The following is a 21,423-nucleotide window of genomic DNA, read 5'->3' as shown; positions in this document are numbered from 1 at the left end:
GCTGAAATTCGCGGTGAGCAGGAATTCATCGACCACCTGTACGCGCACGTGGACGCCCTGCGCGGCGACACCGAGGCGTCGGTCACCGACGCGCTCGCCCAGGGCAACACCCCGATGCAGGCCCGCCTGGAGCGGGACATCCTGGTCGCCGAGCGCTCCGGCCTGCTGGCCGCCCTGAACGCGGTCGACGGCTCCCTCTGCTTCGGCCGGATCGACCTCACCTCGGGCGTCACCCACCACATCGGCCGGATCGGCCTGCGCACCGACGACGCCGAGCGCACCCCGATCCTCATCGACTGGCGGGCCGAGGTCGCCCGCCCCTTCTACCTGGCCACCGGCCACACCCCGATGGGCCTGCGCCGCCGCCGGCACATCGGCACCGACGGCCGCCGCGTCACCGACCTGCACGACGAGATCCTCGACCTGGGGGACGAAACCAGGACCGGGCACGAGGACCCCACCGGTGACGCGGTGCTGCTCGCCGCGCTCGACGCCGCCCGCACCGGCCGGATGCACGACATCGTGCAGACCATCCAGGCCGAGCAGGACGAGATCATCCGCGCACCCCACCGCGGGGTGCTCGTGGTCGAGGGCGGGCCCGGCACCGGCAAGACGGCCGTCGCCCTGCACCGGGCCGCCTATCTCCTCTACGAACACCGGGAGTTGCTCGCCAAGCGGGCCGTGCTGATCGTCGGCCCCAACCCTGCCTTCCTCGGTTACATCGGCGAGGTGCTGCCCTCCCTGGGCGAGACCGGGGTGCTCCTCGCCACGGTCGGCGAGCTCTTCCCCGGCGTGAAGGCCACCGCCACCGACAGCCGCGCGGCGGCCGCGGTGAAGGGCCGTGCCGCCATGGCGGACGTCCTCGCCGACGTCGTACGCGACTGGCAGGCGCTGCCCGACCCGGTGATCGCGATCGAGCACGACCGCGAGGTCCTGATGCTCGACGACGGCCTGGTCAAGGTCGCCCGTGAGAAGACCCGGGCCGCCCGGCTGCCGCACAACGTGGCGCGGGAGCACTTCGAGGGCCACATCCTCAACACGCTCACCGAGCTGTACGCCGAGCGCGTCGGCACCGACCCCTACGACGGCAGCAGCCTCCTCGACCCGGCCGACATCACCCAGATCCGCGACGAGATCGCCGAGAACCCCGAAGTCTGGGCCGCCATCGACCAGTTGTGGCCGCGGCTGACCCCGCAGCGGCTGGTCGCCGACTTCCTCGCCGACCCGGTCGGCCACCTCCCCGACGAGGACGCGGCCGCGATCCGCCGCCCGGTGACCCGGGGCTGGACCGTGGCGGACGTACCTTTGCTGGACGAGGCGGCCGAACTCCTCGGTGTGGACGAGCGGGTGGCGCGGGCGCTGGCCGAGCGCGAGCGCGAGACCCAGATCGCCTACGCGCAGGGCGTGCTCGACGTGTCGTACGCCTCGCGGACCTACGAGTTCGAGGACATCGACGACGAGGACTCCGAGGTGCTGTCGGCCCACGACATCATCGACGCCGAGCGGTTCGCCGAACGGCAGGAGGAGGACGACCACCGCAGCGCCGCCGAACGCGCGGCGGCCGACCGCACCTGGGCGTTCGGGCACATCATCGTCGACGAGGCGCAGGAGCTGTCGCCGATGGCCTGGCGGCTGCTGATGCGGCGCAGCCCGACCCGTTCGATGACGCTGGTCGGCGACCCGGCGCAGACCGCGGAGGCGGCCGGCGTGGGATCGTGGCAGCAGATCCTTCAGCCGTACGTCGAGGACCGCTGGGAGCACACCCGCCTCGGCGTCAACTACCGCACCCCCGCCGAGATCATGGACCTCGCGGCGGCCGTCGTACGCGCGGAGAACCCGGACTTCGAACCCCCGAGTTCGGTCCGTTCCACCGGTGTACGGCCCTGGGTGCGCGCCACCGACGACCTGCCCGGCGCGGTCGCCGAGGCCGTGAAGGAGCTGACCCCGGCCGAGGGGCGGCTCGCGGTCATCGCCCCGCGCCATCTGCACCGCAGGCTCGCCGCCCGCCTCGACGGGGTGACCGCGGGCGCCGAACCGGACCTGACCCGGACCGTCGTCCTCCTCGACCCCCGCCAGTCCAAGGGGCTCGAATTCGACTCGGTGCTCGTGGTCGAGCCGGCGCTGTACGGCACGAGCGACCTCTACGTGGCACTGACCCGCGCGACCCAGCGGCTGGGCGTCCTGCACACGGGCCGGCTGCCGAAGGCACTGGTCACGGACTGAGGATCAGTCATCACCAACAAGTAACAGTTCACGTCCGAGTCACTGCTCGTGCACGGTCGGTGCGGTAAGCGTGTGCACATGGAAGCCCATGCCCACGCGACCCCGCCGGCCGACGGTCCCACCCTCGGGTCGCTCCCCGTCGAACCGCTGCTCACCGCCGAGTTCGACGTCGACCCGGGCGCGGTGTACGAGCGGCTGCGCACGACCTACGGGCCGGTCGCGCCGGTCGGGCTGCTGGGAGTGCCGGTGTGGCTGGTGCTCGGCTACACCGAGGTCACCGAGGTGCTGCGGAACGAGAACCTGTGGCGCAGGGACATCCGGTACTGGCGGGCACGGGCGGAAGGCCGGCTGCCGCGGGACTGGCCGCTGCTGGCCGGTTACGAGGTACGGCAGATGATGTTCATGGACGACGAGGAGCATCTGGCGGCCCGGCGCACACATCACTCGGCGCTCAGCCCCTTCCAGGACGCGCGCAGCCCGGAGGGGTGGGAGGTACGGGCCGCGGTCGCCCGCTACGCCGACGAACTGGTCGGGATGCTGGCCGCGGAGTCCGGGTCCAAGGGGTTCGCGGACCTCGGGGCGCAGTACACCCGGCCGTTGCTGCTGATGGTGACGACCAAGCTGTTCGGCTGTCCCGTGGAGTTGGGCGACGAGCTGGTCATGGACCTGTGGCGGATGCTCGACGGGGGAGCGGACTCCGGTCCCGCGACGGCCCGCGCGCTCGGGGCGTTCACCCGGCTCGCCGCGCACCGGCGGGCCCGGCCGGGGGACGACCTCACCTCGTACCTGCTGCTCGCGGATCCCGGACTGAGCGACGAACAGCTCGGGCGGGAGCTGTTCATGAACGCCGTGTACCTGAACGACATCACCGGGAACATGGTCCTCAACACGCTGCTGGAGGTGCTGCGCGGGAACGCCACGGTCCGGCGCAGCCTGTCGGCCGGGCAGCTCGGCGAAACGGTCAACCGCGCGGCGCTGGCCAACCCTCCCGTGGCCAACATGTGCTTCCGGTTCGCGGCGCGGGACGTACGGCTGGGCAAGGTGTGGGTGCGGGCGGGCGACGCGGTGTCCCCGTCGGCGGCGGCCGCGCACCAGGAACTGCTGGCGCTCAGCTCCTCCCACCTGGTGGGGGCCACGGTGTCCACCCGGGCGCATCTGGGGTGGGGTGCCGGTCCGCACCAGTGCCCCAGCGCCGCACGGGAGTTGGGCGGCATGATCGTCTCGACCGCGGTGGGCCGGTTCCTCGACCACTTCACCCGCGCGGAACTCACCCTGCCCCCGGACCAGTTGCCCTGGCGGTCGGGGCCGGTGGTGCGGGGGCTGCGACTGCTGCCGGTCCGCTACGAGCTCGGCACGGGCGTCACCCACCGCGCGGAGCCGGCACCGATGCCGGTGCCGGCCCACGCGGGCGGCGGCGACAGCCAGACCAGGGGACTGCTGGCCGCGCTGCGGAAGTTCATGTTCGGCGGCCGCTGAGCGCTGACGGCCGACCGCCGACCTGCGCGCCGGCCGCCGAACGCTGACTCCTACGCCGGTCGCAGCCACACCGTCGCCAGGGGCGGCAAGGTGAGCTGGAGGCTGGCCGGGCGGCCGTGCCAGCCCTGGGGATCGGGCTTCAGGACGTCCGGGTTGGTGATGTCGCCGCCCCCGTACTTCCCGGTGTCGGTGTTGAGGGATTCGGTCCAGGCCGGGATGTCGTCCGGCACGCCGAGGCGGTAGCCGGGGCGGACCACCGGGGCGAGGTTGGAGACCGCGAGGAGGGGGTTGCCCTCCGCGTCGTAGCGCAGGAAGGCGAAGACGTTGTCCTCGGACGCGTCGCCCACGATCCACTGGAAGCCCGAAGGGTCGGTGTCGCGCTGCCACAGGGCCGGGGTGTGCCGGTACACGATGTTCAGGTCGCGGACCAGGTCGCGGACGCCCCGGTGGTCGGCCTCCGCCCCGTACGCCGGGTCGAGCAGCCACCAGTCCGGGCCGTGCGCCTCCGACCACTCCGCGCCCTGGGCGAACTCCTGGCCCATGAACAGGAGTTGCTTGCCGGGGTGGGCCCACATGAAGGCCAGGTAGGCACGCAGGTTGGCGCGCTGCTGCCACCAGTCGCCGGGCATCTTCGAGACCAACGAGCGCTTGCCGTGCACCACTTCGTCGTGCGAGATCGGCAGCACGTAGTTCTCGCTGTACGCGTACACCATCGAGAACGTCATCTCGTGGTGGTGGTACTTGCGGTGCACCGGCTCATGGGCCATGTACCCCAGCGAGTCGTGCATCCAGCCCATGTTCCACTTCAGGCCGAAGCCGAGCCCCCCGAAGCCGCCGGGGCCCATGTGGTGCGTCGCGCGCGTCACGCCGTCCCAGGCCGTCGACTCCTCCGCGATCGTCACGACACCCGGCACCCGCCGGTAGACCGTCGCGTTCATCTCCTGGAGGAAGTCCACCGCGTCCAGGTTCTCCCGGCCGCCGTGCACGTTCGGCACCCACTGGCCCGGCTCACGCGAGTAGTCGAGGTAGAGCATCGAGGCGACCGCGTCGACCCTGAGGCCGTCGATGTGGAACTCCTCGCACCAGTAAATGGCGTTCGCCACCAGGAAGTTGCGGACCTCCCGGCGGCCGTAGTCGAACTCCAGCGTGCCCCAGTCGGGGTGCGCGGCCCGCAGCGGGTCCTCGTGCTCGTACAGGGTGCGGCCGTCGAACTCGGCCAGCGCCCAGTCGTCGCGCGGGAAGTGCGCGGGCACCCAGTCCATCAGTACGCCGATCCCGGCCTGGTGGAGGGCGTCGATCAGGTACTTGAAGTCGTCGGGGGTGCCCAGGCGCGCGGTGGGGGCGTAGAAGCCGGTGACCTGGTAGCCCCAGGAGCCGCCGAAGGGGTGCTCGGCGACGGGCATCAGCTCGACGTGGGTGAAGCCGAGGTCCTTGACGTACGCGGGCAGCTGCTCGGCGAGCTGACGGTACGTCAGTCCGGGTCGCCAGGAGGGGAGATGGATCTCGTAGACGGAGAAGGGGGCCTGGTGCGCCGGGGCGCCCTCGGCACGCTGGGCCAGCCACTCCTCGTCGCCCCACTCGTGGTGCGAGGCGTGGATGATCGAGGAGGTGTTGGGCGGGACCTCGGTGCGGCGGGCCAGCGGGTCCGCGCGCAGCGTCTTCGAACCGTCGGGGCGGGTGATCTCGAACTTGTACAGCTCGCCCTCGCCGACGCCGGGCACGAACAGTTCCCAGACGCCGGTGGCGCCGAGCGAACGCATCGCGAACGCCGACGGGTCCCAGAAGTTGAAGGTGCCGGCCACGCGCACGCCTCGCGCGTTCGGGGCCCACACCGTGAAGCGGGTGCCGTCGACGCCCTGGTGGGTCATCGGCTGCGCGCCGAGCGCCGTCCACAGCTGCTCGTGCCGGCCCTCGCCGATCAGATGCAGGTCGAGATCGCCGAGCGCGGGCAGGAAGGCGTAGGCGTCCTCGGTCTCCTGGACCGCCCCCTCGTACGTCACGAGCAGCCGGTAGTCCGGAACCTCCGTCAGCGGCAGCGCCCCGGAGAAGAACCCGTCACCGTCGTCGTGCAGCTCGGCCCGCACGTCCCCGGCCACGACGCTCACGCCCAGCGCGTACGGCCGAAACACCCGAAACGCCACCCCACCGACGACTGGATGCGCCCCCAGCACGGAGTGCGGATCGTGATGGGCACCGGAAAGCAACCGCTCACGATCCCCGGCGTCCAGCACGGATGCCTCCGGCGGCGGGGCGGGGGTGGTGGTCGCCGGCGCGGCGGCGACGGGCTGGGCGGGGGGCTTTGCGCCGGCCGTCTTCCGCGTGGCGGGTTTCTTGGCGGGGGCGGGGGTGGTCGTGACCGGTGCGGCGTGGGCCGGTGCGGCAGCGGCCGGCTGAGCCGGGGGTTTCGCACCGGCCGACTTCCGTGCTGTGGGCCTCTTGGCGCGGGCGGTGGTGGTTGTCACGGGCTCGGCGGGAGCCGGTGTGGCAGCGGCCGGCTGCGCCGGGGGTTCCGCGCCGGCAGACTTCCGCGTCGCGGGCTTCTTGGCGGGGGCCGGTGTGGTGGGTTCCGCGGTGGTGGCCGGCTCCGACGTGCTCTTCCCGCCGACCGTCCTCTGCACCGCTGTCTTCCGGGCGGTCACCTTCTTGGCCGCGGTCTTCTCCGCCGTGGCCTTCTTGGCCGTCGTCTTCTTCGCGGCGGCCTTCTTCACGGCAGGGCTCTCCACGGGCGCCTCCTTGGCCAGCGCCTTCTTGGTGACGGCCTTCTCCGTACCCGCCTTCTTGGCGACTGCCTTCTTGGCAACGGCCTTGTCGGCGACGGCCTTCTCCGCACCGGCCTTGTTCGCGACCGCCTTCTTCGCGACCGCCTTCTTGGCGGCGGACCCCCCAGCAGCGGCCTTCTTCGCGACGGTCTTCTCCGCAGCGGCCTTCTTTGCGGCGGTCCCCCGGCCCGTGGTCTTCTCCACGCCGACCTTCTTCGCGACGGCCTTCACCGCGCCCGCCGTTTCGGCGACCGCCTTCTCCGCCGCCGCCTTCACGACACCCGTCCCTTCAGCGCGGGACTTCTCGGCGCCGGACTTCCCTGCATCCGACTTCCCCGCAAGCGGTGTCTTCCCCGTGGGCGGTGTCTTCGTCACTGGCTTCTCCGCGGCCTTCTTCTTCGCAGTCTTCTTCGGTTCCGAACCGCTGGGGGTGGGCGGAGTCACAGGAGGAGCCTCCTCGGCCAGGAAAGGTCGGTCAGATCAGGTCGGACGTCGCGTACCGCGCCACCGCGGCCATCGGCACCTGGAGCCAGTCCGGCCGGTGCCGCGCCTCGTAGACGACCTCGTAGATCGCCTTGTCGGTCTCGAACGCCCGCAGCAGCACCGGATCGGTCCGTGGATCCACGCCACTGACCTCGGCGTATCCCGAGCAGTATGCCGCCCGGCAGGCCTCGGCCCAGCCCGCCACCGGCAGGTCGGTCGAGTGGGCCGCGTAGTCGAAGGAACGCAGCATCCCCGCGATGTCACGGGCCGTCGGCTGCGGCATCCGGCGTTCCGAGAGCGGCTTGGACGGCTCGCCCTCGAAGTCGATCAGCGACCAGTGCCCGGAGGCCGAGCGCAGACACTGCCCGAGATGCAGGTCGCCGTGGACGCGCTGCGCCGTCCAGGTGGTGCCCTCGGCCGCCAGATCCCCCAGCGCGGTGAACGCCGAGTGCAGTCCGGGGGCGTAGGGACGCAGGGCCGGGACCGCCTGCACGGCCGCCTCCAGCCGCTCGATCATGCCGTCGACGAGCAGCTGGAGCTGCTGATGGCCGAGCGTCACGGTCGGCAGGGCCCGGGCCAGCGCGGTGTGCACCTCGGCGGTGGCCCGCCCGAGGGCATGCGCCTCCGCGCTGAAGTCCTCGCCCTTGGCCAGTTCCCTGAGCGCCAGCTCCCAGCCGTCCGACGCGCCCTGCACGAAGGGCTGGAGCACGCCCAGGGTGTACGGCTCGTCCTCCAGCTCCGCCCGCAGCCACCCCGTCGGCGCGGGCACCCGGGGGCAGCCTTCCCGGGCCAGCGCGAGCGGGAGCTCCAGGTCGGGGTTGACGCCGGGCACGACCCGGCGCAGCAGCTTCAGGATGAACGTATCTCCGTAGACGATCGACGAGTTGGACTGCTCGGCGGTCATCACCCGGGCCACCAGGCCGTCCCGGATCTCCTGGTGCGGGTCCCGCTCGAAACGCAGCCCGCCGATCCGGGCCCCGGTGCGGATCGCCTCCAGGAGCAGTTCGGCGGGCAGTGGGTCGTGGAGGGCGTCGTACGCGGTACGGCCGGTGAGCGGGCCCTCCTCGACATGGCCGATCAGCGCGGGCGCCAGCCGGGGCGGCAGCGCCTCGCGCACGCCTATGAGGAGCTGGTAGCAGTCCCCGGGGTGCGGCGGGGCGCCCACGGTCAGCGGCTGGTGGGCGCGGACCAGCAGGTGGTAGAGGCCGAGCTTGGCCGTGGGTGGCAGCAGTTCGGTGGCCGCCACCAGCGAGAACCCGGTGACCGGGCGTCCCTTGCCCGCGAACCAGCGCTGCCGCGGCAGCCACTCGCGCAGCAAGGGATCGAGTGAGGCGAGGAGGCCGGGGCTTGTCGTGGCGGTACGGGTGACGGCTTCCGACATGGTGGGGCGTCCTTTCCCCGGGCTGGCTGGTCGGGGTGTTACTGATGCGTGCCCCGGGCGGGCCGGTGGAAACCGCCCCGCCCGGGTCCCGGTCGGGCTAGGCCGCGTCCTTGCGCAGCCGGAACCAGTAGAAGCCGTGCCCGCCCAGGGTCAGCAAGTACGGCAGCTCACCGATGGCCGGGAACCGCACCCCGCCGAACAGCTCCACCGGATGCCGTCCGTTGAAGGTGCTCAGGTCCAGTTCCGTGGGCTGCGCGAACCGGGAGAAGTTGTGCACGCACAGGACCAGGTCGTCCTCGTACTCCCGCAGGAAGGCCAGTACCGCCGGGTTGGAGGACGGCAGCTCGGTGTAGGAGCCGAGGCCGAACGCCGTGTTCTGCTTGCGGATCTCGATCATCCGGCGCGTCCAGTGCAGCAACGAGGAGGGCGACGCCATCGACGCCTCGACGTTGGTGACCTGGTACCCGTAGACCGGGTCCATGATGGTCGGCAGATACAGACGCCCGGGGTCACTGGAGGAAAAACCCGCGTTACGGTCCGGTGTCCACTGCATGGGGGTGCGGACGGCGTCCCGGTCGCCGAGCCAGATGTTGTCGCCCATGCCGATCTCGTCGCCGTAGTAGAGGATCGGCGAGCCGGGCAGGGAGAGCAGGAGAGCGGTGAACAGCTCGATCTGGTTGCGGTCGTTGTCGAGCAGCGGGGCGAGCCGCCGCCTGATGCCGATGTTGGCGCGCATCCGCGGGTCCTTGGCGTACTCGGCCCACATGTAGTCGCGTTCCTCGTCGGTGACCATCTCGAGGGTCAGCTCGTCGTGGTTGCGCAGGAAGATGCCCCACTGGCAGTTCTGCGGGATGGCCGGGGTCTTGGCGAGGATCTCGGAGACCGGGTAGCGGGACTCGCGGCGCACGGCCATGAAGATGCGGGGCATGACCGGGAAGTGGAAGGCCATGTGGCACTCGTCGCCGCCGGACTCGTAGTCGCCGAAGTAGTCGACCACGTCCTCCGGCCACTGGTTCGCCTCCGCCAGGATCACCGTGTCCGGGTAGGACGCGTCGATCTCCTTGCGGACCCGCTTGAGGAACTCATGGGTTGCCGGAAGGTTTTCGCAGTTGGTGCCCTCCTGCTGGTACAGGTACGGCACGGCGTCGAGACGGAAGCCGTCGATGCCCAGGTCCAGCCAGAACCGCAGCGCGGAGATCATCTCCTCCTGCACGGCCGGGTTCTCGTAGTTGAGGTCCGGCTGGTGGGAGAAGAAGCGGTGCCAGAAGTACTGCTTGCGGACCGGGTCGAAGGTCCAGTTGGAGGCCTCGGTGTCGACGAAGATGATCCGCGCGTCCTGGTACTGCTTGTCGTCGTCCGCCCAGACGTAGTAGTCGCCGTAGGGGCCGTCGGGGTTGGCGCGGGACTCCTGGAACCACGGGTGCTGGTCGCTGGTGTGGTTCATGACGAAGTCGATGATCACGCGCATGCCGCGCTGGTGGGCGGCGTCGACGAACTCCACGAAGTCGGCGAGGTCACCGAACTCCGGCAGTACGGCGGTGTAGTCGGAGACGTCGTAACCGCCGTCCCGGAGCGGCGACTTGAAGAACGGCGGCAACCACAGGCAGTCGACGCCCAGCCACTGGAGGTAGTCCAGTTTGGCGGTCAGGCCCTTGAGGTCGCCGACACCGTCGCCGTTGCTGTCCTGGAAGGAGCGGACCAGCACCTCGTAGAAGACCGCTCGCTTGAACCAGTCGGGGTCGCGGTCCTTGGCGGGGGTGTCCTCGAAGGTGTCGTGGACGGGCTCGTTGACGATCATGTTGTGGGTGACCCTCCGATCTGCGGGGTGGACGGTCGCAGGACGGTGCTGTGCTCACCCGGGGACTGACCCCCGGACCCCCGGCCGACCACGAGGACGTGTGCCCCGCCGGGCTGGAGTCGCACGTAGTTCGCCCTGCCCCAGTGATAGGTCTCACCGGTGAGCTCGTCGCGCACCGGCACCGACTCGTGCCATTCCAGGCCGAGTTGCGGCATGTCCAACGAGACCGTGGCCTCCTGGGTGTGGTGCGGATCGAGGTTCACGACCACCAGAACCGTGTTCGAGCCACTCCGCTTGGAGTACGCGATCACCTCGTCCTTGTCCGCGTGGTGGAAGTGGAGGTCGCGCAGCTGCCGTAGGGCCGGATTGTCCCGCCTGATGGTGTTGAGCTGGGTGATCAGGGGGGCGAGGCTGTCGGGGCTGTCCCAGTCGCGGGCCTTGAGCTGGTACTTCTCCGAGTCCAGGTACTCCTCGCTGCCCTCGCGCAGCGCGGTGTTCTCGGCCAGCTCGTAGCCGGAGTAGATCCCCCAGGTCGGCGAGAGGGTCGCGGCCAGGACCGCGCGCAGCGCGAACGCCGGCCGGCCGCCGTGCTGGAGGAAGGCGTGCAGGATGTCGGGGGTGTTGGCGAAGAAGTTCGGCCGCATGTAGGAAGCCGCCTCACCCGCCAGCTCACTCAGGTACTCGGTCAGCTCCTGCTTGGTGGTGCGCCAGGTGAAGTACGTGTACGACTGCTGGAAACCGATCTGCGCCAGGGTGTGCATCATCGCCGGCCGGGTGAACGCCTCCGCCAGGAAGATCACATCGGGGTCGGTGGCGTTGATGTCACCGATCACCCGCTCCCAGAACACCACCGGCTTGGTGTGCGGGTTGTCCACGCGGAAGATCCGCACCCCGTGCCCCATCCAGTGCCGCAGCACCCGCACGGTCTCCGCGACCAGCCCGTCCAGATCCGCGTCGAAGGCGATCGGGTAGATGTCCTGGTACTTCTTCGGCGGATTCTCCGCATACGCGATGGTGCCGTCGGGGCGGTGGTGGAACCACTCCGGATGCTTGTGCACCCACGGATGGTCCGGCGAACACTGCAGCGCGAAGTCCAGCGCGATCTCCAGCCCGTGCGCGGCGGCCTCCCGCACGAACCAGTCGAAGTCCTCGATCGTGCCCAGGTCCGGGTGCACCGCGTCGTGGCCGCCCTCCGGGGAGCCGATCGCCCAGGGCACGCCCACGTCGTCCGGGCCGGCGGAGAGGGTGTTGTTGCGGCCCTTGCGGAAGGTGGTGCCGATCGGGTGGATCGGCGGCAGGTAGGCCACGTCGAAGCCCATCGCCGCGATCGCCGGCAGCCGGCGGGCCGCGGTACGGAACGTGCCGTGCGGCGTCTCGGGGGTGCCCTCCGACCGGGGGAAGAACTCGTACCACGAGCCGAACAACGCCCGCTCCCGCTCCACCAGCAGCGGCAACGACTCCGACGCCGTGATCAACTCCCGCAACGGATGGCGGGCCAGCACCGCGTCCACCTCGGGCGTCAGGGCGGCGGCGAGGCGGGCGGCGGCCGGCCGGGTGTCGTCCCGCAGGGCTTGGACGGCCGCGAGGATCACACCGTTGCGCCCGTCGTCGGGGACCCCGGCCGCGGCCCGTTCGTGGAGCCGGGCGCCCTCCTCGAGGACCAGTTCGGTGTCCATGCCGGCCGGGATCTTGATCTGGGCGTGGTGCCGCCAGGTGCTGATCGGGTCGCCCCAGGCCTCCACGGTGAAGGTCCACAGACCGGGAGCGCCCGCGGTGACGGTGGCGCCCCAGCGGTCGGTGCCCGGGGCCAGCTCCCGCATCGGGGTCCACGGTCCGATGCGGCCTTCCGGATCCTTCAGTACGACATTGGCGGCGACCGCGTCATGGCCCTCGCGGAACACGGTGGCCGAGACCTCGAAGGTCTCTCCGGTGACCGCCTTGGCGGGCCGGCGACCGCGCTGGACGACCGGGCGGACGTCGAGGACGGGTATGCGCCCGACGGCCGTGGTCCGGTCCGCCGCCGTGGAGGATCGCTCCGGGGGCGGTGGGCCGGGGTCGACGGGGCGCGGGGTGAGTGCGTCGGTGCTGGACGTCGGGGGTGCCGACGAGTGGTGGTGCGTGGCGGGCATGACCGCTCCTGTCCGCGTCAACTTCGGGTGGGCGGATGGCTGTGGGGAGGGGGTCCTGCGGGGCGTCCCAGTGAACCTACCTGAGCCGTGTACCGGTGGAGCCTTCCCACCCTATTCGGGTGGGCAATCCGGCACTTTGTTAACTACTCACGCGTATGTCTGCACACAAGACCGGTCCCGTTCTGGCCGAACGGGACCGGTCTGCGGACGCTTCCGCTAGGAACCCGGCACCTGAAGGAGTTTGTCCGGCGAACCGGCTCCCCGGCCGGACACCTTCCCGGTGGCGGCCGCCTTCACCAGCGCTTTGCCGACCTGTGCCGGAGTGGCCCTCGGATGGTCGGACAGGTACAGGGCGGCGGCGCCCGCCGCGTGCGGGGTCGCCATCGACGTACCCGACCAGGTCGTCCTGGCGGTGTCGCTCGTGATGCCCGCGGAGGTGATGGACACCCCGGGCGCGAAGAGGTCCACGGCGGAACCGTAGTTCGAAAAGCCGGCCCGCCGGTCCTTGGCGTCGGTCGCGCCGACCGTGATCGCCTGCGGTACGCCGGCCGGTGAGTAGAGCCCGGCGGGCAGTCCTTCGTTGCCCGCCGCGACCGCGTAGGTCACCCCGGAGGCGATGGAGTTGCGGACGGCCGCGTCCAGCTGGGCGTTGTAGGTGCCGCCCAGGCTGAGGTTGGCGACCGCCGGCTTCCGCGCGTTCCTCGTCACCCAGTCGATCCCGGCGATGACCTGCGAGGTCGTGCCCGATCCCGCGTTGTCGAGGACGCGTACGGCGACCACCGCGGCCCGCTTCGCCACGCCGTACCCGGCACCCGCGACGGTGGCCGCCACATGGGTGCCGTGTCCGTTTCCGTCCCCCGCGGACCGGTCGCCCCCCACGAAGTCCCAGCCGTAGCTCGCCCTGCCCCCGAAGTCCCTGTGGGAGATCCGGATGCCGGTGTCGATCACGTACACCGTCGTCCCGGCGCCCCCGGAGGCGGGCCAGGCGTAGGCCCTGTCCAGGGGCCGGGCCCGCTGGTCGAGACGGTCGAGGCCCCAGGACGGCGGGTTCTTCTGGACCCCCTCCAGGGTCACCCGGGTGTCCTGGGCGACCGAGGCGACCCGGGGGTCCGCGGCCAGTCGCCGGGCCTGTCTCTCGTCGGCCCGGATCGCGTAGCCGTTGAGCACCGTGCCGTAGGTATGGCTGATTCTCGCCCCGTACTTCTCGGCGAGGCCCTTTCCGGCCGCCGACGGAGCCTCTGTACCCCCCTTGAGTGTCACCAGGTAACTTCCGGTGACGGAACCGGGCTCTCCGGCGCCGAGTATCCGTCCCTGTGGTGCGGCCTGCGCGGGCAGGGTGATGGCCGAAAGCGCGGCGGCACAGCCCACCGCGGTCAATCCCCCCAGCCGGCGCAGACGCCGATGTCGCGTCCGTGCCATGGCCTGACTTCCCCTCCTCAGCATGGCGTACGGCAGCCGCGGTCCGCCGGGTGCACCCGGCGCCGACCGGTACGCCAGGGGAAGCCTCTCGTGCGGTGTGAAGTACCACAAGGACGCCTGAGGGGGTGGAATCGGCCATATCCGCCATGAGGGGAGGTGGGGAGGTTGCGGCGATTTTCGGACTGTTCGATCCGGAACGGCGCCGTGGTGACGAGACCCTCCGCACGGATACGGTCGGGGTTGACGACGGGACCCACACCGCCGTGTGTCCCCCTCCGCACGCCTGACGAGGTGGCAAGTGAAGGCTATCCGTCGATTCACCGTCCGACCCGTACTGCCCGAACCCCTCCGGCCGCTCAGCGATCTGGCGCGCAATCTGCGCTGGTCCTGGCACACCGAGACCCGTGATCTCTTCCAGTCCGTCGATCCGGAACGCTGGGCCGCGTCGGGCGGTGATCCCGTACGGCTGCTCGGCGGCGTGCGCCCCGCCCGGCTCGCCGAGCTCGCCGAGGACCGCCGCTTCCTGCGCCGGCTGACCGCGGCCGCCGACGACCTCCACGACTACGTCACCGGCGAGCGCTGGTACCAGGCGCATCCGGGTGAACTTCCGGCCGCCGTCGCCTACTTCTCACCCGAGTTCGGCATCACGGCCGCGCTGCCGCAGTACTCCGGCGGCCTCGGCATCCTGGCCGGCGACCATCTGAAGGCGGCCAGCGACCTGGGCGTCCCGCTGATCGGCGTCGGTCTGCTCTACCGCCACGGCTACTTCCGGCAGACCCTGTCCCGGGACGGCTGGCAGCAGGAGCACTATCCGGTCCTCGACCCCAACGAGCTGCCCGTGGCGCTGCTCAAGGAGGCCGACGGCACCCCGGCGCAGGTGTCGCTGGCCCTCCCCGGCGGCAACCAGCTGCACGCCCGGATCTGGCTCGCCCAGGTCGGCCGGGTGCCGCTGCTGATGCTGGACTCCGACGTCGAGGAGAACGGCCTCGGTGAACGCGGGGTGACCGACCGGTTGTACGGCGGCGGCAGCGAACACCGGCTGCTCCAGGAGATGCTCCTCGGCATAGGGGGTGTCCGGGCCGTACGGACGTACTGCCGGCTGACCGGCCACGCCGAGCCCGAGGTCTTCCACACCAACGAGGGGCACGCCGGCTTCCTCGGCCTGGAGCGGATCGCCGAACTCTGCGACCAGGGGCTGGACTTCGACGCCGGTCTGGAGGCCGTCCGCGCGGGGACCGTGTTCACCACGCACACCCCCGTCCCGGCCGGCATCGACCGCTTCGACCGGGAGCTGGTCGCCCGGCACTTCGGCCCCGACGCCGAGCTCCCGCGCATGGACGTGGGCCGCATCCTGGCGCTCGGCATGGAGACCTACCCGGGCGGCGAACCCAACCTGTTCAACATGGCCGTGATGGGCCTCAGGCTCGCCCAGCGCGCCAACGGCGTCTCGCTGTTGCACGGGCAGGTCAGCCGGGAGATGTTCTCCGGACTCTGGCCGGGATTCGACCCCGAGGAGGTGCCGATCACCTCCGTGACCAACGGGGTGCACGCCCCGACCTGGGTCGCCCCCGAGGTGTTCCGGCTCGGCGCCCGGCAGATCGGCGCCCAGCGCACCGAGGACGCGCTGACCGTCGGCGGCTCGGAGCGCTGGGACGCCGTCGGGGACATCCCCGACCAGGACGTCTGGGAGCTGCGCCGGACCCTGCGCGAGCAGCTGGTGACCGAGGTGCGGGACCGGCTGCGGGCGTCCTGGCGGCAACGCGGCGCCGGTACGGCCGAGTTGGGCTGGATCGACGGGGTGCTGGACCCCGACGTCCTCACCATCGGGTTCGCGCGCCGCGTCCCGTCGTACAAACGCCTGACGCTGATGCTGCGGGACCGCGACCGGCTGATGGATCTGCTCCTGCACCCCGAGCGGCCCATCCAGATCGTGGTGGCCGGCAAGGCGCACCCGGCGGACGACGGCGGGAAACGCCTGGTCCAGGAGCTGGTGAGGTTCGCCGACGACCCGCGGGTGCGGCACCGGATCGTCTTCCTGCCCGACTACGGCATGGCGATGGCGCAGAAGCTCTACCCGGGCTGCGACATCTGGCTCAACAACCCGCTGCGGCCGCTGGAGGCGTGCGGGACGAGCGGGATGAAGGCGGCCCTGAACGGCTGCCTGAACCTGTCCGTCCTGGACGGCTGGTGGGACGAGTGGTTCCAGCCCGACTTCGGCTGGGCGATCCCGACGGCGGACGGCGTGGGGACCGACCCCGACCGCCGTGACGACATAGAGGCCGACGCCCTCTACGACCTCCTCGAACAGCGGGTGACCCCGCGCTTCTACGAGCGCGGCCAGGGCGGCCTGCCCGACCGCTGGATCGAGATGGTCCGCCAGACGCTCACGCTCCTGGGCCCGAAGGTCCTGGCCGGCCGGATGGTCCGCGAGTACGTGGAGCGGCTCTACGCTCCCGCCGCCCACGCCCACCGCACGATGGTCCCGGACACGGCGCGGGAGCTGGCGGAGTGGAAGGCCCGGGTGCGGGCGCAGTGGCACGGGGTGACGGTCGACCACGTGGAGACCACGACCGCGACGACCACGGCCGAACTCGGCACCACGCTCGGCCTGCGGGTCCACGTGGGTCTCGGCGCGCTCGGCCCGGACGACGTGGAGGTCCAGGCGGTCTCCGGCCGGGTGGACGAGGAGGACCGCATCGCCGACGCGACGACGGTCCCGCTGAAGCCGGTGGGCGGCCCGGACCCGGACGGCCGCTGGGTCTACGAGGGCCCCCTCTCCCTCGACCGCACCGGCCCCTACGGCTACACGGTCCGCATACTGCCCTCCCACCGCCTCCTGGCCTCGGCCACAGAGCTGGGAGTGGTGGCGGTGCCCTCCGAGGAGGTGGTGGAGGGGGCCGGGGTGCTCATGCGGTGAGCGACGGGGGCGCGGGCTCCTGGCTCGGCGAGCCTCAGCCCGCGTCCTCTCCTCCGCACAGCCTTCGCAGGACCGTCCCGCACTTGCGGGCGTAGGCGTGCTGGAGGCCGCGGGTTGCCGGGCCGCCTGCTCGGGAGTACCACTTGGCGCCCCGGCTGAAGGCCGACACCGTCAGCCATACCGTGCCGTCTCCCGTGCGGTCGACCACGAAGGACTCCTCGCCGCATTCGGGGTGGCCGGACAGGGTGCCGTAGGCCCAGCCCGCGCGGCGGTGTTCCTCGACCGTCCAGACCACTCGGCAGGGGGCCTTGATGACCCCGGCGAGGGTGACGGTGACGTCCACGTCGGGGGCCGCGCGGTCCGCGGTGGCGTCGATGCCGACGCCGAGGGCCCGGTGCATCTCCCAGGTCAGGACCGCCTCTGAGGCCTTCCGGAAGACGTCGTGGCCCTCGCCTATGCGCGTGCGGACGTGCAGGGGGTGGAAGCCGGGCGGGCAGAATCCGCTCCGCCGGGTCGCGCCGACGTCGTCGTACGTGAAGGACATGGGACCCAAGAGTAGGGCGGTACCCGGAAATGCCTTCGTTCCGGGTACCGCCCGTCAGTTGCTCGTGAGCACTAGCTGACGTTGACCGCCGACCAGGCCGCGGCCACCGCCTTGTACTCGGTGCTGGTGGAGCCGTACAGGGCCGACGCCGCCGACAGCGTGCCCGTGCGGGCCGCCTTGTAGTTGGTCGTCGACGTGAAGTACGTCGTCAGCGCCTTGTACCAGATCTGCAGCGCCTTGTCCCGGCCGATGCCGGTGACCGTGGAGCCGTTGGACGTGGGCGAGTTGTAGGACACGCCGTTGATCGTCTTCGCGCCGCTGCCCTCGGACAGCAGGTAGAAGAAGTGGTTGGCGACACCGGACGAGTAGTGCACGTCCTTGTTGCCGACGGTGGAGGACCAGGAGTCCGCCGAGCCGCCGTCCTTGCTGGGCTTGTCCATGTAGCGCAGCGGGGTGCCGTCGCCGTTGATGTCGATCTCCTCGCCGATGAGGTAGTCACCGACGTCGTTGGAGTTGTTGGCGTAGAACTCCACACCCGTGCCGAAGATGTCCGAGGTCGCCTCGTTCAGGCCACCGGACTCGCCCGAGTAGTTCAGGCCCGCGGTGTTCGAGGTGACGCCGTGGCTCATCTCGTGGCCGGCCACGTCCAGCGAGGTCAGCGGGTTGACGTTGCCCTCGCCGTCGCCGTACGTCATGCAGAAGCAGCTGTCGTCCCAGAACGCGTTGACGTACGCGTTGCCGTAGTGGACGCGGCTGTAGGCGCCGACGCCGTTGTTCTTGATGCCGCTGCGGCCGAAGGTGGCCTTGTAGAAGTCCCAGGTCTCCTGCGCGCCGTAGGTGGCGTCCACGGCGGCGGTCTGGTCGGTGGTGGAGCTGGAGGCCGCGCCGGTGCCCCACACGTTGTCGGCGTCCGTGAACAGGGTGCCGGCCGAGGAGCTGGTGGCGTGCGCCTTGTTGTACGTCTTGTGGTTGCCGCGCGTGGCGTCGGTGAGGTTGTACGTCGAGCCGGACAGCGTGGTGCTGAGGCTGACCGTGCCCGAGTACAGGCTCTTGCCGGTACCGGTGGCGTTCTCGATGCCCTGGTACTCGTAGAGCTTCTTGCCGGTGGCCGCGTCGGTGATGACGTGCAGCTGGTTCGGGGTGCCGTCGTCCTGGAAGCCGCCGACGATCGTCTCGTAGGCGAGGACGGGCGTGCCGTTGCCGGCCCAGATCACCTTGCGCGCGCCGTCGGCCGCGGTCTTGTCCGAGCCCGCGGCCTTGGCGGCGGTCAGGGCCTGGGTCTCGGCCTTGGCGACGCTGACCTTCGGGGTCAGGGAGGCGACCTTGATGGTGGCCTTCGTCGCCTTGGAGACACCCTCGGTTGCCCCGGACTTCGACTCGTGGACGACCAGGTCGCCGCCGAGGACGGGCAGGCCGTCGTAGGTGCGCTCGTAGCGGGTGTGGACCGTGCCGTCGGCGTCTCTGACGACGTCCTTGACGACCAGCTTCTCCTTGGCGCCGAGACCTATCTTCTGGGCCGTGGTCGCGGCGTCGGCCTGCTGCTCCTTGATGAGGGAGGTGCGCGCGGCCGCGGTCAGCTGGACCGGGGCGCCCGCGAGGGCCTTGCCGGTGCCTTCCGCCGGGGTCACGGCGGCGGCGCTGCCGGTGGTCAGGCCGGTGGTGAGCAGGGCTCCGGCCGCGACAGCGGTGGCGATGGCAAGGGTGGTGCGCTTGTGACGCGCGTAGAGGGGGGTCACACAAGCTCCTTCGTGGGGGAGCCCGGAGGGCGTGGGGTTGCCCACCGGGGTGGTTGTGAAGTTGTGCGGCGGTTGTGAGGAAGCGTGGCATCAAGGCGCGTACATGTCATGACCCTCAAGTGATGTTGGCTGAAAAGCAACCACCGGGTGAACATTGCAGGCATGTAAAGCGAGTTGACCTGGGCAAAGCCCCAACAAGCCGTCGGTCATGGGCTGGCAAAAAGAGGGCGCCGCCCCGGGGAGTCGAACCACCGGGGCGGCGCCCTGTCCAGGGGCCCGTGGGCCTACGGGAAGGTCAGCTTCCAGCTGTTGATGTAGCCGGTGTCCTGGGCCGCGTTGTCCTGGACCCGCAACTGCCAGGTCCCGTTGGCGACCTCGGAGGAGGCGTTCACCGTGTACGTGGTGTTGAGGTTGTCGGTCGAGCCGCCGGTGCCGTACGCCTTCAGTGTGTACGCCGTGCCGTCGGGGGCGATCAGCTGCACCCGGAGGTCACCGATGTAGGTGTGCACGATGTCCACCGCGACCTGGAGGTTGGACGGCGCGTTGCCCGTACGACCGGACACCGTGATCGGCGAGTTGACCGCCGCCCCGTTGTCCGGAATCGATACGTCGGTGGTGGACTCGAACGAGGTGCCGCCACCGCCGCCGCCACCGGGACGCGTGCCGACCGCCACGCCCGCCCAGGCGTTCGCCACGGCCGTGTACTCGGCGCTCGTCGTGCCGTACAGCTCACCGGCCGCCGCGAGGGTGCCGGTGCGGGCCGCCGCGTAGTTGGTGGTGGTCGTGAACTTCGTGGTGAGCGCGCGGAACCAGATCTTCTCCGCCTTGTCCCGGCCGATGCCGGTGACCGGAAGACCGTCCGAGGTCGAGGAGTTGTAGGTGACCCCGTTGATGGTCTTGGTGCCGCTGCCCTCCGACAGGAGGTAGAAGAAGTGGTTCGCCGGGCCCGACGAGTAGTGGACGTCCACCGACCCGATCCCGGAGTACCAACTGTCCTTGGACGCACCGTCCTTGCTCGGCTTGTCCATGTAGCGCAGCGGGGTGCCGTCGCCGTTGATGTCGATCTCCTCGCCGATGAGGTAGTCACCGACGTCGGAGGAGTTGTTGGCGTAGAACTCGACGGCCGTGCCGAAGATGTCCGAGGTCGCCTCGTTCAACCCGCCGGACTCGCCCGAGTAGTTGAGCCCCGCGGTGTTCGACGTGACGCCGTGGGTCATCTCGTGACCGGCCACGTCGATCGACGTCAGCGGGTGGGTGTTGCCCGACCCGTCGCCGTAGGTCATGCAGAAGCAGCTGTCCGACCAGAACGCGTTGACGTAGTTGCTGCCGTAGTGGACCCGGGAGTACGCCCCGACGCCGTCCCCGCGGATGCCCGAACGCCCCTGCACGTTCTTGTAGTAGTCCCAGGTGAGCGCGGCACCGTAGTGCGCGTCCGCGCCGGCCGTCTCCGTGTTGGAGGCGCTGCCGTTGCCCCACACGTCGTCCGGGCCCGAGAAGAGGGTGCCGGTGCCGGAGGTGCCGCGGTTGAGGTTGTACGTCTTGTGGCCGCCGCGCGCCCCGTCGGTCAGGTTGTACGTCGACCCGGACTGGGTGGTGCCGAGGGTGACCGTGCCGCTGTACATGGTGTTGCCGGTGCCGGTCTCGATGCCCTGGTACTCGTAGAGCTTCGCGCCGGTCGCCGCGTCCGTGATGACGTGCAGCTCGTTCGGGGTGCCGTCCTCCTGGAGGCCGCCGACGACCGTCTCGTACGCCAGCGTGGGCGTGCCGTTGCCGGCCCAGATCACCTTGCGCGGGGCGCGGTTGGTGTCGGCCTTGTCGGCGCCCGCCGCCTTCGCGAGCGTCAGCGCCTGCTTCTCCGCCTTGGCGGCGGGCAGGGCGGCCGTCGTGGTGGCCGGCTTGATGGCCTTGGCGGTCGCCTTGACGACACCCTCGGTCGCGCCGGACTTCGTGGTCTCCACGACGAGGTCGCCGCCGAGGACGGGCAGGCCGTCGTAGGTGCGCTCGTAGCGGGTGTGCAGGGTGCCGTTGCCGTCCTTGACGACGTCACGGACGACCAGCTGCTCCTTGGCGCCGAGGCCGAGGTCCTTGGCGGTGTCCGCCTTGGTGGCGTTCGCCTGGCGGATCAGCTCGGCGCGCTGGGCGGGGCTGAGCTTGAGGGACTCGGCGCCCGGGAGCACCTTGCCCGCGGCCGACGGTGCCTTCTCCGGTGCCGCGGTGGCGGCGCCCGACTGGACGGCCGTGGCGAGCAGGGCCGAGACACCGACGAGGGCCACGGCGGCGGCCTTGCGGTGCAGGGTGTGGGGGGCGCGTCTGTGGGAGGAACTGTCTCTCAACACTGACTCCTTCTGCGCGGCCGCGGATCACGCGGCCAGGGGAGACCGGACGGTGGGTCGACCGTCCGGGCACAACATGGAGGTACGCAGAACGGTGGTGCTGTGGGGTTGCTGTGAAGCAGCCGTGGGAAGAGTGGCAGTGGATTGCGCTGTCTGTCAGGAGCGCGTCAGAAAGTTGGCCGGAAACGGTCCGTTGTCCGGTAGTTCATGTTCGATATACGGTCG

Annotated in this window: 11 protein-coding genes; 3 read left to right on the top strand and 8 right to left on the bottom strand. The window is 70.7% G+C overall.

Annotated features, from left to right (window positions below):
* Window positions 1–6 precede the first annotated feature (6 nt).
* Together OHN19_RS13145 and OHN19_RS13140 are read left to right on the top strand one after the other, a co-directional pair.
* Window positions 7–2,223 carry a HelD family protein gene (locus tag OHN19_RS13145; RefSeq protein WP_330269595.1) on the top strand — a complete coding sequence of 739 codons (2,217 nt, stop codon included), beginning with the start codon at window positions 7–9 and terminating at the stop codon, window positions 2,221–2,223.
* A gap of 78 nt (window positions 2,224–2,301) precedes the next feature.
* Window positions 2,302–3,699, top strand: a complete 1,398-nt coding sequence (locus tag OHN19_RS13140) for a cytochrome (protein WP_330264376.1) — start codon at window positions 2,302–2,304, stop codon at window positions 3,697–3,699.
* A gap of 50 nt (window positions 3,700–3,749) precedes the next feature.
* On the opposite strand, the gene glgB is transcribed toward OHN19_RS13140, so the two are convergent.
* The 5 genes from glgB to OHN19_RS13115 all read right to left on the bottom strand — a co-directional run bounded on the left by glgB (window position 3,750) and on the right by OHN19_RS13115 (window position 13,668).
* Window positions 3,750–6,833: a 1,4-alpha-glucan branching enzyme gene (gene glgB / locus OHN19_RS13135; RefSeq protein ID WP_330264375.1), complete on the bottom strand. Its 3,084-nt coding sequence runs from the start codon at window positions 6,831–6,833 to the stop codon at window positions 3,750–3,752.
* A gap of 100 nt (window positions 6,834–6,933) precedes the next feature.
* The gene (locus tag OHN19_RS13130) at window positions 6,934–8,322 is read right to left on the bottom strand and encodes a maltokinase N-terminal cap-like domain-containing protein (RefSeq protein WP_330264374.1); all 1,389 of its coding nucleotides are present in this window, start codon (window positions 8,320–8,322) and stop codon (window positions 6,934–6,936) included.
* A gap of 97 nt (window positions 8,323–8,419) precedes the next feature.
* On the bottom strand, window positions 8,420–10,120 hold the full coding sequence (gene treS, locus OHN19_RS13125; protein ID WP_330264373.1) for a maltose alpha-D-glucosyltransferase: 1,701 nt from the start codon (window positions 10,118–10,120) through the stop codon (window positions 8,420–8,422).
* Window positions 10,117–12,249 (bottom strand): alpha-1,4-glucan--maltose-1-phosphate maltosyltransferase, encoded by a 2,133-nt coding sequence (locus OHN19_RS13120; RefSeq protein WP_330264372.1) that lies wholly within the window; start codon window positions 12,247–12,249, stop codon window positions 10,117–10,119. Before OHN19_RS13120 ends, treS begins: the two co-directional genes overlap by 4 nt.
* Window positions 12,250–12,465: 216 nt before the next feature.
* On the bottom strand, window positions 12,466–13,668 hold the full coding sequence (locus OHN19_RS13115) for a S8 family peptidase (protein ID WP_330264371.1): 1,203 nt from the start codon (window positions 13,666–13,668) through the stop codon (window positions 12,466–12,468).
* Window positions 13,669–13,966: 298 nt separating this feature from the next.
* On the opposite strand from OHN19_RS13115, the gene OHN19_RS13110 reads away from it, so the two are divergent.
* Window positions 13,967–16,585: a glycosyltransferase family 1 protein gene (locus OHN19_RS13110; protein WP_330264370.1), complete on the top strand. Its 2,619-nt coding sequence runs from the start codon at window positions 13,967–13,969 to the stop codon at window positions 16,583–16,585.
* A 34-nt stretch (window positions 16,586–16,619) separates the two neighbouring features.
* On the opposite strand, the gene OHN19_RS13105 is transcribed toward OHN19_RS13110, so the two are convergent.
* The 3 genes from OHN19_RS13105 to OHN19_RS13095 all read right to left on the bottom strand — a co-directional run bounded on the left by OHN19_RS13105 (window position 16,620) and on the right by OHN19_RS13095 (window position 21,198).
* Window positions 16,620–17,129 (bottom strand): DUF1990 domain-containing protein, encoded by a 510-nt coding sequence (locus OHN19_RS13105; protein WP_123763152.1) that lies wholly within the window; start codon window positions 17,127–17,129, stop codon window positions 16,620–16,622.
* A 71-nt stretch (window positions 17,130–17,200) separates the two neighbouring features.
* Entirely contained in the window at window positions 17,201–18,865 is a 1,665-nt protein-coding gene (locus OHN19_RS13100) for a M4 family metallopeptidase (protein WP_330264369.1), read from the bottom strand.
* Window positions 18,866–19,149: 284 nt separating this feature from the next.
* A complete protein-coding gene (locus OHN19_RS13095) occupies window positions 19,150–21,198 on the bottom strand; it encodes a M4 family metallopeptidase (RefSeq protein WP_330264368.1) in 2,049 nt (682 codons plus the stop codon).
* Window positions 21,199–21,423 lie beyond the last annotated feature (225 nt).

Source organism: Streptomyces griseorubiginosus (assembly GCF_036345115.1).
Classification (GTDB): Bacteria; Actinomycetota; Actinomycetes; order Streptomycetales; family Streptomycetaceae; genus Streptomyces; species Streptomyces griseorubiginosus_C.
The sequence above is the reverse complement of the archived record's forward strand: the minus strand, read 5'-3'. Positions and strand labels throughout refer to the sequence as shown.